This window comes from Kitasatospora sp. NPDC094016, from assembly GCF_040304045.1.
In the GTDB taxonomy this organism is placed as follows: Bacteria; Actinomycetota; Actinomycetes; order Streptomycetales; family Streptomycetaceae; genus Kitasatospora.
Genome location: NZ_JBEOUK010000052.1, coordinates 1 through 13,945, shown reverse-complemented (window position 1 = coordinate 13,945; position 13,945 = coordinate 1). Strand labels below are relative to the sequence as shown.

Sequence of the window (13,945 nt, the reverse complement as noted above, 5' to 3'; positions counted from 1 at the left end):
CCCGGGGCGGGGTGAAGATGATGTGGGGAATCGCTGAAGGCGCTCGGCGCGGAAGGGCTGTTGACGTAGTGTCATCACAGATGGACAGCGAGCCGCAGCCATGGGCGGAGCCGCCTGCGGGGTCGCCCCCGACGACGGGTCCGCATGCGTGCCGCGAGGACGACCAGGCCGCCCCGGGAGGGGTGGCGCCCACCGAAGACCGATCGACCGACCGTCCGACCCACACCCCCCGGGGCGCACGGAACGGCGATCATCAAAGCCGCCCCGGAGCTCTCCCCCCTGCTCCGGGGCGGCTGTCCGGCGTTCCGGGCCGGGTGACCCGCTCGGTGGCCGTGCCGCTGACGGCGGCGGTCGTCCTACTGCTGGTGTCGTGGCAGGTGGCGGTGGACGGCCCGCTGCTCGGCTGGGACCGCGCGGTCCGCGGGGCCGTCCGGACCGCCCACCGGGACCACCCCAGCGCGCTGCTGGACCAACTGGGCCGGATCCTGTCCGACCTGGGCGACAGCGTGCCCGCGATCCCGGTGCTGCTGGCGGTCGGCGTGCTGGCCGCGTGGCGGTGGCGCCGGTCGGGGGCGGCGGGGCGCTGGTGGCTGCCGCTGCCGGTGGCGGCGCTGACCGCCGGGCTGATCCCGCTGCTGGTGGTACCGGCCAAGGCAGCGTTCGCCCGGCCGGGCCCGCTCGGTGATCCGCTGACGCCGGGGCAGTGGGGCTGGTACCCGTCCGGGCACACCGCCACCGCGTCGCTCTCGTACGGGGTGGCGGCGCTGCTGCTGGTGCGGGTGGCGGGGCCGTGGGCGGCGCGCCTGCTGACGGCGGGCACGGCTCTGCTGGTGGTGGGCGTCGGCGTGGGGCTGGTGTGGAGCGACTTCCACTGGCTGCTGGACGTGGTGGCCAGCTGGTGCCTGGCCGCCCTGGTGCTGTGGGGGCTGGCCCGATGGCTGCCCCGGCCAGGCGGCGGGGGCAGCGGTCAGGCTTCGGGGTCGTCGTTGCGGTGAACGAGGCCGGTCTCGCCGTTGTCGCGGTGCCATTCGATGACGAGTTCGTCGCGGGCGCCGAAGCGGACGAGGTGGCGGCCGACGACGTCCTCCAGGCCGGGCAGGTTCTCCCGCTCGCCCTCGACGGCGAGCAGCAGCGCGTCGGCCTGGGCTTCCAGGGTCGCGGTGCCGGCGCCGAAGACCAGGGTGCCGCGGCCGGTCCCCTCGGAGAAGGTGGCCTCGATCTTGCGGCCCATGTGGGCGGCGAGCTGCTTGGCGTAGCGGGCGGGGCGGTCGGTGGTGACGCGGGCTTCGGAGCGGGGCACGGGCCCTCCAGGATCGGGGGAGGGAACTTAGGGTCCCCTCAGTCGGGGCTACGCTAACCCAGATACTGAGCCAAGCTCAACATTTTTCTCCGGGCGTCGTCCGCTGTCGGTCACCGGCCCCGGACCGGCCGATACCCTGGGGCGGACGCCTGCCGAGGAGACCGCCGATGACCACCACGCCGACCGACCCGGCGGACCCCTCCCCCGGCCCGCCCGGCGCCCCTGCCGAGGCGGCCGCCTCGGACACCGCAGGCTCGGACACCACGGCTTCGGACTCCCCGGCCTCGGACACCGCCGCCGAGCTGGCCGACACGATGACCAGGGCGATCAAGCGGATCCGTCGACAGACCGGGTGGCAGCTGGAGCCGTACGGCATCACCCCCGGCCAGGCCCGGGCGCTGAACACCCTCGCCCACGCGCCCGGCTGCGAGCTGCCGGACCACGCGATGCGGCTGAGCGACCTCGCCGAGCGGCTGCACATCGCGCCGCGCTCGGCGACCACCGTGGTCGACGCGCTGGAGGAAGCAGGCCTGGTCGAGCGCAGGCCCGACCCGGCCGACCGGCGGGCGGTCCGGATCCTGCTGACCGAAGCGGGCCGCGCAGCGGTGGAACGGATCGGACAGGTCCGGCACGAGGTGGCCCAGGAGTACTTCGGCGAGGTCAGTCCCGACGAGCAGGAAGTGCTGCTGCGAGTGCTGCGCGCCGCCGAGGCCCGCTTCCTCGCAGCCGGTCCGTCACCGCGGACGGCGCCCCCGGGCGCGGCGCGGTGATGCGGGAGCGGTCGGCGACGCCGGGCGCCCCGCCGCGTCAGGCCCCGTCCCGGCCTGCCTTGGCCCTGCCGAGCCAGGCCTAGTTGGCGAGGCCGATCACCAGCCACATGAACCCCACCCCGGCGACGGTGCAGAGCAGCGTGCTGCGGGAGGGGTGCGGGCTGTGCGCCTCCGGGAGGATGTCGGAGGTGGCCAGGTAGAGCAGGAACCCGGAGAAGAAGCCGAGGTAGAGGCCGAGCAGGTGCTCGGGGATGGTGAAGGCCAGGGTGATCGCGGCGCCGGACACCGGGGCCAGCGCGTCCGCCGCGAGCAACGTCAGCGCCCGCCGCCGGTTGTTCCCGTAGAGCCGGGTGATCGTGTACGTGTTGAAGCCGTCGGCGAAGTCGTGGGCGACGACGGCGATGGCGACGACCGTCCCGACCGTGGTGCCGGCCTGGAAGGCGGCGCCGATCGCGAAGCCGTCCATCACGCTGTGCCCGACCAGGGCCAGCGCGGCGGTCAGGCCGACGCCTTGGCGCCGGCCGCGGTGGGCGTGCGCGTGCTGGTGGCCGTGGGTGTGCTCGGCGTACTCGCTCTCGTGGCCGCGGTGGATGGCGACCGCGCGTTCGACCACGTGGATGGTGAGGAAGCCGACCGCGAACATCAGCAGCGCCTGGGGCACACCGTGCACCTCGTCCGGTGCCTGGCGCATGGCCTCGGGCAGCAGGTCGAAGGCGACCACGCCGAGCATGAGGCCGGCGGCGAAGCCGAGCACGAGGTGGCGGCGGTCGCCGGTGCGCTGGGCAACGAAGCCGCCGATCAGGGTCATCAGGAACGCCCCGGCGGCGACCAGGACGGCGGTCACCGGGCCGCCTCCGGGTGGGTCGATCCGCCGTGCGGGCGCCGGCGGGTGCCGCCGTGTGGTCTGTCGGGCGCTCTGCCCATTCCTCTCCCCCTGGGGTCCGCCCGTGGCCGGGCCGACCGCCGACCGTATCGGACGACCGTTCGACGGTGATCGCCCGGGGTGCCGCTGCTCCGCCGGTGCCCGTTTTCCCAGCCTCGGGTCGGGTGCGGGGGCGCGCCCGCCGGGCGGTCCGTCGGGGTGAGCTGCGAAGACGGGGACGGGGACGGGGGTGGGGCCGCGGACCGGAAGTGGGGTCAGCGGCCGGCGGCGAGGGGCAGGCCGAGGTGGGTGCGGGCGAGTTCGCTCACGCCGTCGCCGTCGACCAGGTGGATGTGCCGGTGGCTCTCCTCGCCGGTGAGGTCGAGGGCCTCGTCGGCGAAGCGGCCGGTGGTCAGCCGCAGGCCGCGCTCGGCGGACTCCTCCTGAACGGCCTCGGCCAGGGTGGCGATCTCCTCCGCGCTGACCGGCTCGGCGCCCCGGGAGGCCCAGACCACCCAGCGGCCGGGCAGCGCGCTGCCCGGGGCCCCCTCGCCGGTGGCGACCAGTCCGGCCGGACCGCGCAGCCGCACGCTCCACTCGGCGAGCCCGCCGCGGGTGAGCAGGTCGCGCACCAGCTGGGCGAACTCGTTCGCGGACAGGTCGGGTGCGGCCGGTACGGCGGCACCCGCCTGCGCGGCGGGCTGCACGCCCACACGGCCGTACGGGTCCGGAGTGACGGCGGCGCCGAGCTGACGCAGCCGGACGAGCGCCTCGTCCTGCTCGGCGTCGGCGTAGACGCCTTCGTCGTCGCGCTCCTCGTACGGGGTGGCGGGCGGCAGCAGCCGGGTGCGGGCCAGTGCGTCGCGGTCGGCGTCCACGCTGACCAGGCAGAGCGGCTCGGCGGTGCCGGGCTCGCGCAGCCAGCCGTTGAGCACGACGCCCGCGAGTATCTCGTCGGTGTCGACGGCGTCGGCGGCCTGGAGGGCGCGCAGGGCGAGCCGGGCGACCAGGCGCAGATAGTCGGTGGCCCGGTCCGCCGGCGGGCGCGGGACCGGGACGATGTCGCCGTCCGGGGCGAGCCGGTAGCCGGTGAGCGAGGGCACCAGGTCGAGCGGCGGCAGGTCGAGGTCCAGCACGGCGGTGCGGGTGAGCGGGCGGAAGACCGCCCGGCAGGGGGCGGGCAGGTCCTGGGTGGCGGTCTCGGCGGCGGCGAGCGCCCGCTCCAGCAGAGACTCCACGGCGGCCGGCTCGGACAGCCGGTAGGCCCGCCGGCATTCCTCCAGGCTCTCGTTGTACTCGCGCACGGCGCGGGCCCGGGCCTCCTCGGCCGCCTCGTGGACGCGCCGGGACTCGTCGACGGCCGGGTTGTCGGCCTCGGCCCGGCGGGTGCGCCACTCGCGCAGGGAACGCTGGTGGGCCAGCCGGGCCTGGGCGAGTTCGCGCTGGTAGCCGGAGTCGAGCAGGCGGCGGGCCGGGGCGCCGTCGGGGTCGGCGGTGGCCGGCCCGGCGGGCGCGAAGTCCGCCCAGCGGGGCTCGGCCTCGCTGCCGGTCTCCGACCCGTCGGCCGGGTAGGGGCGGGGCTCGTAGTGGCGCAGCTGGCTCTCGAAGTCCATGGCCGAGACGGGCAGTGCGGCCCGCCGGAGCAGGTCGGCCAGCCGGTCGTGCTCGGCCTGGACGGTGAGCGTGCGGTGGTGCGTCAGGGCGGCGGCCCGGCCGTGGGCCGCGATGGACTCCTCGGGCTCGGCCGGGCCGTCGCCGGACGCGGCACCACCGGACGAACCGCCACCGGGCGCGCCGTCATCGGGCGTACCGGGGGCGGCAGGGCCGGGGTCGGCGGCGTCCGGGCCCAGGCCCTGCCCCTGACCTCCACCCTGACCTTGGCCCTGGTCGGGGTGGAACTCTCTGAAGACCGAGGCGAGGAAGCCCGGCCGGGGGAACTGGACGGTGGCGGTGCCGTCGGGCTGGCCGTCTGCTGAGTCCTGCATCGGTCGTCGTTCCCCCATGCTCGTCCGGCGCCTGCCCGGGGCGGCCGGCGACCCTGCGGCCCGCCCCTGCCGGACATTGTCCACCGAACGGGCGGCAGTGGTCAGCCCAGCCTCTCAGTTGGTCCGGGTGTTGGTCAGGTGCAGGCCGATGTAGCCGACATAGATCCGGCCACTGCCCGAGCAGTCGTCGAGGTAGTGCAGCCGGGGAGCGGTACGGCCGCCGCCGATCCGCAGGTGCGCGCCCATGAAGGCGCGCCGGGAGACGTCCACGCTCTCCGGGACGGGCAGCATCCGCTCGCGCTTCCACTTGGTGTGGCTGAACACCGTCCGGGACTCCCCGCGCACCGCCTTGCGGGGCGGGAAGTGGTGGCAGCCCTCCGGGGTGTGTTCGCACCACTGTTTGAAGTCGCCGCCGGCCGCGCCGCGGACCGCCGCCTCGGCGTACTCCTGAAGGGCGGTCAGCCCGTCCCAGGCGAGCCGGGCCCAGCCCGCGCCGGAGCACCGGAGCCCGTCCAGGGCGAGCGCGTTCTTCTGGTCGCCGGTGAAGGTCAGCAGAGGGAACTCGTCGATCCTGGCCATGAGTTCGGTGAAGGTCTCCGGCTTTCCGGGCCGGGCGAACGGCTTGGCGGCGAAGTGCCCGGCGGCGCCCTGGAGGATGCAGTGGCGCCCGGTGAGGCCGCGGGAGCCGGCCCGTACGTGGCCGTCCCGCCCGTCGTGGCGCTCGCGGAGCTCCGGACGGTCGCGGCCCTCATGCCCCTCGCGGCCGTCCTGCTTGTCCCGGCTGTCCCGACCCACGCGGTTGTCCCGGCGCTCGTGGCGCAGGGTGCGCCGGACCCGCTCCAGCTCGTCGGCCCTGGCCTGCTGCTCGGCGCGGTCCTGCTGCTCCTCCCGGACGAGCGCGGCCAGCTCGGCGCGGGCGGCGGCCGGGTCCCCGGCCGGGCTGGCGGCCTCGCGGGGCGGTGCCGGGGCGACCCGCAGCACCGGGACGGCCGCCAGCGGGGGCGGCAGCGGCAGGTCGGCGGCGAGCCGGCGAGGCTCGCGGGCGAGCAGCCCGGCCGCACGGCGGAGGTCCTGCTCTATTCGCCCCCGGGCGAGCACCGGGTGCCGGGCACCGTCGCCCCGGGAGGCGGGGTCGACCTCGGGCAGGTAGGTGCGCACCGCTCCGCCGTAGACGCTGTGGTACTCCAGCGCGACGTTGAACCCGGTCCGGGCGCCCGGGTCCAGGACGTAGGCGGTGGCCAGGCCGGGCAGCTGGTGGCAGAGCGGGCGGACGACGTCCTCGACCCAGCGGTCGAGCGGGAGGTTCACCGGGACGCTGGCGACCACGACGGGCAGCCGGCGCTCCGGGTCGCAGAGCTCGTCGATCAGGCCGTCGACCTCGCCGGCGGTGATCACCCGGGGGGCCGGGTGGACGGCGGCCGGGCCGTCGGTGGCGTCGAGCAGCGGCAGGAGGGTGCGGGCGAGTTCGGGCACCGGCACCCGGCAGGGGGTCCGCACGCCGTTGCCGGTGCTGTGCGTCTCGGCCTCCAGCCGGACCCAGGTGGGGCCGTCGGCCGCGGTGGCCACGGTCAGGGTGAGCTGCTGGGTGCCGTGCGGGGTCGGGGTGCGCAGGCGTCGGCGGTCGTAGCGGCCGGCGGCCGGGCCGCTGCGCAACGGGCCCTGGTCGCGGTCGAGCAGGACCCGGTCGCCCAGGCGCAGTCGCTCGGCGGCGGGGGCCGATCGGGACTGCGCCGATCCGGACGTCGTCAGCCCAGGGGTCGTCAGTCGGGGCGGTTTCGGTCGGGTTGGAGCCGTCCCCGTCGAGGCCGGTCCGGCCGGGGGCGGCCCGGTGAGGGCACGGGGAACCGGCGGGGGCTCCTCGCAGCCTTCCTGTTTCAGCCAGGCGGCGAGCTGCTCGTCGGCCAGGGCGACGGCCTCGCGGTGCGGGAGAGTGGTGGTGACGGTCATCCGGTAGGGCGTCGCGGGGCCGGTCAGGTCGGCGCCGGCGGGCGACGAAAAGCGGTCTGAGGTCATGCGCATACCTCCGTGGTGCGGGGTGGGGTCTGGTGTCCTCCATCGATGGGTTATTCGTCCGGTTCGGCCGGATCCTTGCCCAGGAAACGCCACGGCCCGGAGCGGAAGTTCCAACTCCGGGCCACGTCAATACGTTCGGGTGAATCTGCTCAAGCCGTGCACCGCGTGGCGCGACTCCCGGTCCGACCCCCCCTCATCGCCGGGCGGAACGGGGACAACCCAGGGGCGGCCCTGCTCAGGCCTCAGCGGGTCAGGCCCCGGCGGGCCGGGCGCCGCTGCGGCTCCACTCGGGCTCCGCGACCGGCACCGCCAACGGGCAGCCGGCCGGGGCCGCGTAGCCCGCGATCAGCACCACGGGCTCGTCCCCGAGGTTGCGCCCCACGTGGACGTGGACCGGGCCGGCCTCCTCGACCAGCGAGTCCCCGGCCCGGCTGACCTCGACCCGGCCGTCGTGCAGGGTCCGGGTCAGCGTCCCGGACAGCACCACCACGTCCACCCGGCCCGGGTGGTAGTGCCAGCCGGTGCTGGCCCCCGGCGGCAGGGTGACGGTCTGGACGACGGGCATCTCGGGGCGGCTTCCTGCTCGACGACCGGACCAGGCTAGGCACGCCCCGCAAGACTCCGAAACGAATCGGCCGCGATCTGGCCGAATAGGTGGCCGAAAGCGCCGCCGCCCGTCTGCTCCGGCATCAGACGGGCACCTCGACGTACGTCCGGCCCGCCGGGACCGCGACGGCGGTGCCGGCGGTCGCCTCGGCCAGCCAGGCGTGGAAGGCCGGCACCTCCGGCTGCGGTACGCCCACCTCGATCCGCACCCCGGCCGGTTCGTAGGCCAGGTCGCTCACCGTGTACCCGGCCGCCCGCAGGTCGTTCTCCACCCGCCCGGCGCGCACGTGGTCGGCCGTCACCGCGAGCAGGGCCACCGGCCGCCGCTCCAGCAGACCGATCTCGTCCACCGCCTCGGACACCGCGTTCCCGTACGCCCGCACCAGGCCGCCCGCGCCGAGCTTGATGCCGCCGAAGTACCTGGTCACCACGGCGGCGGTGTCGGTGAGGCCGCGTCGGCGCAGCACCTCCAGCATCGGCACGCCGGCGGTGCCGCCGGGCTCGCCGTCGTCGCTGGAGCGCTCACGGCGCTGCTCGTCGCCGACCACGAAGGCGGTGCAGTTGTGCCGCGCGTCCCAGTACTGCTTGCGGATGCCGGCGATGAAGGCCTGCGCCTCCTCCTCGTCGGCGACCCGGGCGAGGTGGCAGATGAACCGGGACTTCTTGATCTCGGTTTCGTGGCTGCCGGCCCGCCGGATGGTGAGGTACGGCCTGGCGGTCGGTTCCGGCGTGGCGGACATGACGCGGTGGTTCTCCCGGAAACGGCGACGGCTGGCGGCGCGCACCCCGGGCGTCCCGGGGCGGCACCGCCAGCTTAGGGCGTGGCCGGGCTTCGTCGGCCGGTCCCGGGGTCAGCGCCCGGCCAGGGCGTCCAGCCGGGCGCGGTCCAGACCGGTCAGCGCGGTGACCTCGGCCGGATCGACGGCGCCGCAGTCCAGGCCGCGCAGCAGGTAGCCGCTGAGCGCCCGGGCAGTGGCCGGCTCGTCCATCACGTCGCCACCCGCCTTGGCGACGTACGCGGCGAGCCGGGCGGCGGCGGCCGCCAGGCCCTCGCGGTAGAAGGAGTACACCGCGACGTAGCGGGTCGGCAGGTGCGCCGGGTGCATGTCCCAGCCCTGGTAGTAGGCGCGGGCCAGCGAGCGGCGGACCAGGTCGTGGTGAAGCTTCCAGGCGGCGTGCACCTGTTCGGTGGAGCCGGTCGGGACGACGTTGGTCGAGCCGTCGGAGAGCCGGACGCCGGTGCCGGCCGCGGCCACCTGCATGACCGCCTTCGCGTGGTCGGCGACCGGGTGGTCCATGCTCTGGTGGGCGGCGCTGACGCCGCATGAGGCGCTGTAGTCGAAGGTGCCGTAGTGCAGCCCGGTGGCGCGCCCCTCGGCCGCCTCGATCATCCGGGCCACGGTGGCCCGGCCGTCCGGGCCGAGGATGGCCTGGGTGGTCTCGATCTGGATCTCGAAGCCGATCCGGCCGGCGGGCAGCCCGGCACGGCGCTCGAAGTCCTCCAGCAGCCGGACCAGCGCGGTGACCTGCTCGGCGTAGGTCACCTTGGGCAGGGTGAGGACCAGGCCGTCCGGCAGGCCGCCGCCGCCGGCCAGCAGGGTGGCCAGGAACAGTTCCAGGGTGCGGATGCCGCGGTCGCGGACGGCCGCCTCCATGCACTTGATCCGGATGCCGAGGTACGGCGGCGCGGTGCCCTCGGCCACGGCGGCGGCGACCAGTTCGGCGGCGCGGACGGCGGCGGCGTCCTCCTCGGCGTCCGGGCGGGGTCCGTAGCCGTCCTCGAAGTCGATCCGCAGGTCCTCGACCGGCTCGCGCTCCAGCTTGGCGCGGACCCGGGCGTGCACGTCGGCGAGCAGTTCGTCGTCGGCCACGCCGAGGGCGCGGGCCAGCTCGGCGGGGGTGCCGGCGTGGGTGTCGAAGGCCTCCAGGGCCTGGCGGCCCCACTCCCTCACGGTGTCGGCGGCGAAGGCGTCGGCCGGGACGTAGACGGTGTGCACCGGCTGCCTGGTCCCGGTGTCGCCGGGGTAGCGGCGCGCCAGGTCGGCGTCGACCGGGGCGAGCAGCGCCTCCACGGCGGCGCGGGCGGCGGCGGAGAAGGAGGCCCCGCCCGTCGGTCCGTTACCGTCGACCTCGACCTGCGACATCCGCACTCCTCCACGCCGGACCAACACTTCAACAGTTTGTTGAGGCGAAGGTAGCTCCGGCCGGATCGGGCGTCAATGGCCGACCGAGCGGTGGACGGAGGAGCGTTCGACGGAGCGTCCGGCCGAGGCGGCCCGGGTCAGTCCCTCCCGGCGGCGGCGTAGCGGTCGCGCAGCTGCGGGTAGAGCTCGGCGACGTCCTTCGGGTGGACCGAGCCGTCCGGGCGGTTGCCGGTGACGCCGTACTGCTTGGTCAGCCACTCGGCGAGGCGCTGCGGGTCGGGCTGGTGCTCGTGGTTGTCCATGTAGCTGACCAGGGCGTCGTAGGCCAGGTCCGGGTCCAGCCGGGACGGAGCCGAGCGCGGCGCGGACTCCTCGTCGTGGACGGGGGGCTGCTCGGCCTGGGCGAACTGCTCGCCGTGGACGGGCTGCTCGGCCTGGGCGGGCTGCCCAGCCGGGACGGGCTGCCCGGGGTGGCGGGGCTGAGGCTCGGCGGCGAGACCCGCAGCCTGGGCGACCTGGGTCTGGGGCTGCTGCGGGAGGACCGGCTCCTCGGCGACCGGGCGCGGGGGCTTGAACCACGGCGAGGCCTGGCCGGGCACCCGCCCGCCGGGGGCGGCGTCGGACGGGTGGCCCGTGGTGCGCACCGGGCGCTCGGTCCACACGTTCAGCTCCTCGCGGTGCGGCTGCGGGGCCTCCTCCGCCACGCCGTCCGGCTCCTGCGCGGCGCGCAGCCGGACGGCCGCCAGCTTCGCCAGCATCGGCGCGGCCACCTCGGCGGACATCGGCGCGACGGCGACCGGGGCCGCGGCCGGTTCGGGCTGGGGTTGGATCTGGGCCTGGACCTGCTGTATCTGCTGCGGCTGCTGGTTCGGCTCCGGGCGGGCCGAAGCGGGCGCGGGAGCGGGGGCGGGAGCGGGGGCGGGAGCGGGGGCGGGAGCGGAAGCGGGAGCGGCGGCGGGAGCGGCGGCGACGGGAGCCACGGGGGCGGCGGCCTCGGCCGGGGCGATGGCCGTGGCGGCGCGGCCGTCCTGCCGCTGGAGCTCCGGTGCCTCCTTCTCCGCCAGAGCCTCCCGGGCCTCGCGCTCGCGCGCCTCCTCGTCCAGACGGTCGAACAGCGTCGGGTCCAGCGGCACCCCGTACTTGGCCAGCTTGAGCGGCAGCAGTGCCTGGATCGGCGCCGAGCGGCGCCAGCCGCGGCCGTACCGGAAGCGCAGCTGCGCCCGGTAGACGAGGCGGTTCTGCTCCAGTCGGACGACCTCGTCGTAGGAGCGCAGCTCCCACAGCTTCATCCGGCGCCAGAGCTTGAAGGTCGGCACCGGGGAGAGCAGCCAGCGCATCATCCGGACCGAGTCCATGTGCCGGTCGGCCGTGATCGCCGCGATCCGGCCGACCGCGTGCCGGGAGGCCTCGACCACGACCACGAAGAGCACCGGGATGACGGCGTGCATCCCCATGCCGAGCGGATCGCCCCAGGAGGCGGCCGCGTTGAAGGCGATGGTGGCGACGGTCAGCACCCAGGCGGTCTGCCGCAGCATCGGGAAGGGAATCCGCAGCCAGGTCAGTACCAGGTCGAGCGAGAGGAGGACGACGATGCCTGCGTCGACGCCGATCGGAAAGGCGTAGGAGAAGGCCCCGAAGCCCTTCTCCTCGGCCAGTTCGCGCACCGCGTTGTACGAGCCCGCGAAGCCGATGCCCGAGATGATGCAGGCGCCGGCCGCGACCAGGCCGAGCAGGCCCCGATGGGCCTTGGTGAGCGTTGGGCGTGCCATTACGTCTATCAACCCCTGGATGTCGGCTGCTGCCGTACGCTGCCTCGGCTGCCGGTTCCCGCTTGTCGGGGCGCCGGACGGCTGAGCGACCTCCGGGCTCGGCCCACCGGAGTTTACTCGTACACCTGTTTCAGCGTTTCCGCAGCCTGGCGTGTCACCCTCCGGGGCTGACGACCCGCCCGCCGTGGACCGGGCGGATCGTCAGCCCTTCGGCCCGGCCGTTCCGTTGAGGTAGGTCAGCACCGCGAGCACCCGGCGGTTGGCGTCCTCGGCGGGGGCCAGTTCGAGCTTGGTGAAGATGTTGGCGATGTGCTTGGCCACCGCACCGTCGGAGACCGCCAGGCGGGCGGCGATCGCCGAGTTGGAGCAGCCCTCGGCCATCAGCTCCAGCACCTCGCGCTCGCGCGGGGACAGCCGCAGCAACGGGCCGGGCCGACGCGAGGTGATCTGCATCAGCTTCGCGATCACGTCCGGGTCCATCGCCGTTCCGCCGGCCGCCACCCGACGGACCGCGTCGATGAACTGGTCGGCGTTGAACACCCGGTCCTTCAGCAGGTACCCGATCCCGCCGGTGCCGTCGGCCAGCAGCTCCCGCGCGTACAGCTGCTGGACGTGCTGCGACAGCACCAGCACCGGCAGGCCCTGGATCTCCTTGCGGGCCTTCAGCGCCGCCTGCAGCCCCTCGTCGGTGAGCGTCGGGGGCAGCCGGACGTCGACCACGGCCACGTCCGGCCGGTGGGTCAGCAACGCCTCCAGCAGTTCGGGGCCCGTCTCCACGGCCGCGGCGATGGTGAAACCGTGCGCTTCCAGCAGTCGGATCAGGCCTTCGCGAAGGAGGTAGAGGTCCTCGGCGAGGACAACTCGCACGGCAGCTCCAAGGTGATGGTGGTCGGACCGCCCGACGTGCTGTCGATGGCGAGGACACCGTCGAAGGTACCCAATCGCCGCTCGATCCCGCGCAGGCCGGTGCCCCGGGACGGATCCGCCACGCCCACCCCGTCGTCCGTCACCGTGATCCGCAGGAGCCCGGCCCGGTACAGGATGTCCACCCACACCTGCTCCGCCCCGGAGTGCTTCGCCGCGTTGGCCAGCAGCTCGCAGATGCTGAAGTAGGCCGCCGCCTCCACCGGCGCCGGCGGACGGTCCGGCAGGCTCACGCACACCTCGGTCGGCAGGGCACTGTCCAGCGCCAAGGCGCGCACGGCGTCGCCCAGTCCACGCTCGGCGAGCACCGGCGGGTGAATGCCGCGGACCAGGTCCCGCAGCTCCTGCAGCGCCCGGGCCGAGGACTGCCGCGCTTCGGAGAGCAACTCCCGGGCGGCCGCCTGGTCGGTGTCCATCAGGTGCTCGATCGTGCCCAGCGTCATCCCTATCGCGACCAGCCGCGCCTGCGCGCCGTCGTGCAGGTCCCGCTCGATCCGCCGCAGCTCCGCCGCCTGGTCGCCGACCGCGTCCGCCCTGGTCTCGGTCAGTTCGGCCACCCGCCTGGTCAACTGGGCGTGCGTCGCCCGGCCGTCCTGGTCCAGTACCCGGCGGGCCACCTCCGCGTACCCGCGCACCGCGTACGGTGCCACGAGCACCCCGACCGCCACCATGCCCAGCCCGAGCGCGGCGCTCAGCAGGACCGACACCAGGCGTGCGGGCACCGGCCCGAACCCGTCCACGGGCAGCGGCGTCAGGATGCAGGCCATGCCCAGCACCATCAGGACGGCCACCGGACCCGCCAGCACCACCACCAGAGCGGGGCTGACGGCCAGCCAGGCCACCTCCGACCGGGTGGTCCGGTCCCGGGCGCCCCAGTGCAGCAGCTGCGCGTACTTCGCGACCGTCCGGGAGCGGTGGTACGAGTAGCCCGTCCACCAGTGCCCGCGTTCGTCCAGCTCCAGCGCGGGCCGGGGCTGGTACACGGCCGGCAGGCGGATGCCGTACCAGCGCTCCAACTGCTGGCGCGTCCGGCTCGCCGTGCGGCGCACGAACAGGGCCGCCACCAGGGCGCCGGCGGCGGCCGCCAGCGCGAGACCGAACAGGACCACCGGGTAGTAGGAATCCTGGAAGACCGAGGCCGTGAGCCCGCCCGCCACCACCGCCGCCCCCACCGGCAGCGCCAGCCCCGGCACCGCGCCCACCACCAGGAGGGCCAGCCGCGCCAGCCCCTGCCCACCCGACGCGACGGCCGCCTCGGCCTGCGCGCGCACCGTCGCGCCGCTCGTTCGACTCGCTGTTGCCACGGAAGCTCCTGATGCCGGTCTCGATCGTCCTCCACAAGTGTTCACGAACGACCCGCTCCAGGCACTGGCCATGCCACCCCAATTGCGAGGTGGTCCTAGCACCACCTGCGGGTGGACATAGCCCGAGCGGATTCCTGAGATTGCCCGGAAATGCAGAGAACCCCCATCCGGTATCCCGGATGGGGGTTCTCTGTGAATGATTGTTCGGCGGCGTCCTACTCTCCCACAGGGTCCCCCCTGCAGTACCATCGGCGCTGTAAGGCTTAGC

12 protein-coding genes and 1 rRNA gene are annotated in these 13,945 nt (G+C 74.9%); 2 read left to right on the top strand and 11 right to left on the bottom strand.

Features of this window, described 5'->3' with window-relative positions; all coding sequences use genetic code 11:
• Nucleotides 1–326 precede the first annotated feature (326 nt).
• A complete protein-coding gene (locus ABT015_RS32625; protein WP_350885630.1) occupies nt 327–995 on the top strand; it encodes a phosphatase PAP2 family protein in 669 nt (222 codons plus the stop codon).
• Here ABT015_RS32625 and ABT015_RS32620 read toward each other — a convergent pair.
• Nucleotides 968–1,300, bottom strand: coding sequence for a DUF2218 domain-containing protein (locus ABT015_RS32620; protein WP_350885628.1), 333 nt, complete (start codon nt 1,298–1,300; stop codon nt 968–970). The two genes, ABT015_RS32625 and ABT015_RS32620, sit on opposite strands and share 28 nt — an antisense overlap.
• A gap of 167 nt (nt 1,301–1,467) precedes the next feature.
• Here ABT015_RS32620 and ABT015_RS32615 point away from each other — a divergent pair, with 167 nt between their 5' ends.
• The gene (locus tag ABT015_RS32615) at nt 1,468–2,070 is read left to right on the top strand and encodes a MarR family winged helix-turn-helix transcriptional regulator (protein ID WP_350885626.1); all 603 of its coding nucleotides are present in this window, start codon (nt 1,468–1,470) and stop codon (nt 2,068–2,070) included.
• 79 nt (nt 2,071–2,149) lie between these two features.
• Here ABT015_RS32615 and ABT015_RS32610 read toward each other — a convergent pair whose 3' ends face one another.
• The 10 genes from ABT015_RS32610 to rrf form a co-directional block, all read right to left on the bottom strand.
• Complete coding sequence (locus ABT015_RS32610) at nt 2,150–2,878, bottom strand: ZIP family metal transporter (protein WP_350885686.1); 729 nt, start codon at nt 2,876–2,878, stop codon at nt 2,150–2,152.
• Between the two features lie 329 nt (nt 2,879–3,207).
• The gene (locus ABT015_RS32605) at nt 3,208–4,917 is read right to left on the bottom strand and encodes a restriction endonuclease (RefSeq protein ID WP_350885624.1); all 1,710 of its coding nucleotides are present in this window, start codon (nt 4,915–4,917) and stop codon (nt 3,208–3,210) included.
• A 114-nt stretch (nt 4,918–5,031) separates the two neighbouring features.
• Nucleotides 5,032–6,930 (bottom strand): hypothetical protein, encoded by a 1,899-nt coding sequence (locus tag ABT015_RS32600; RefSeq protein ID WP_350885622.1) that lies wholly within the window; start codon nt 6,928–6,930, stop codon nt 5,032–5,034.
• Between the two features lie 250 nt (nt 6,931–7,180).
• Entirely contained in the window at nt 7,181–7,495 is a 315-nt protein-coding gene (locus ABT015_RS32595; RefSeq protein WP_350885620.1) for a cupin domain-containing protein, read from the bottom strand.
• A 124-nt stretch (nt 7,496–7,619) separates the two neighbouring features.
• A complete protein-coding gene (locus tag ABT015_RS32590; RefSeq protein WP_350885618.1) occupies nt 7,620–8,276 on the bottom strand; it encodes a YigZ family protein in 657 nt (218 codons plus the stop codon).
• Nucleotides 8,277–8,387: 111 nt separating this feature from the next.
• Entirely contained in the window at nt 8,388–9,680 is a 1,293-nt protein-coding gene (locus ABT015_RS32585; RefSeq protein ID WP_350885616.1) for a DUF6986 family protein, read from the bottom strand.
• Nucleotides 9,681–9,817: 137 nt separating this feature from the next.
• Nucleotides 9,818–11,449: a DUF2637 domain-containing protein gene (locus ABT015_RS32580; RefSeq protein WP_350885614.1), complete on the bottom strand. Its 1,632-nt coding sequence runs from the start codon at nt 11,447–11,449 to the stop codon at nt 9,818–9,820.
• A 201-nt stretch (nt 11,450–11,650) separates the two neighbouring features.
• On the bottom strand, nt 11,651–12,316 hold the full coding sequence (locus ABT015_RS32575; RefSeq protein WP_063347646.1) for a response regulator transcription factor: 666 nt from the start codon (nt 12,314–12,316) through the stop codon (nt 11,651–11,653).
• Complete coding sequence (locus tag ABT015_RS32570; protein WP_350885612.1) at nt 12,268–13,677, bottom strand: sensor histidine kinase; 1,410 nt, start codon at nt 13,675–13,677, stop codon at nt 12,268–12,270. The genes ABT015_RS32575 and ABT015_RS32570 overlap by 49 nt, the downstream gene beginning before the upstream one ends.
• A 202-nt stretch (nt 13,678–13,879) precedes the next feature.
• A 5S ribosomal RNA gene (gene rrf / locus ABT015_RS38050) occupies nt 13,880–13,945 on the bottom strand; the annotation flags it as partial.

What these genes read in the sequence shown, in the direction of transcription:
- ABT015_RS32615 (WP_350885626.1), top strand. Translation starts at nt 1,468, where the DNA reads ATGACCACCACGCCGACCGACCCGGCGGACCCCTCCCCCGGCCCGCCC.
- ABT015_RS32610 (WP_350885686.1), bottom strand. Translation starts at nt 2,878, where the DNA reads ATGACCCTGATCGGCGGCTTCGTTGCCCAGCGCACCGGCGACCGCCGC.
- ABT015_RS32605 (WP_350885624.1), bottom strand. Translation starts at nt 4,917, where the DNA reads ATGCAGGACTCAGCAGACGGCCAGCCCGACGGCACCGCCACCGTCCAG.
- ABT015_RS32600 (WP_350885622.1), bottom strand. Translation starts at nt 6,930, where the DNA reads ATGACCTCAGACCGCTTTTCGTCGCCCGCCGGCGCCGACCTGACCGGC.
- ABT015_RS32595 (WP_350885620.1), bottom strand. Translation starts at nt 7,495, where the DNA reads ATGCCCGTCGTCCAGACCGTCACCCTGCCGCCGGGGGCCAGCACCGGC.
- ABT015_RS32590 (WP_350885618.1), bottom strand. Translation starts at nt 8,276, where the DNA reads ATGTCCGCCACGCCGGAACCGACCGCCAGGCCGTACCTCACCATCCGG.
- ABT015_RS32585 (WP_350885616.1), bottom strand. Translation starts at nt 9,680, where the DNA reads ATGTCGCAGGTCGAGGTCGACGGTAACGGACCGACGGGCGGGGCCTCC.
- ABT015_RS32580 (WP_350885614.1), bottom strand. Translation starts at nt 11,449, where the DNA reads ATGGCACGCCCAACGCTCACCAAGGCCCATCGGGGCCTGCTCGGCCTG.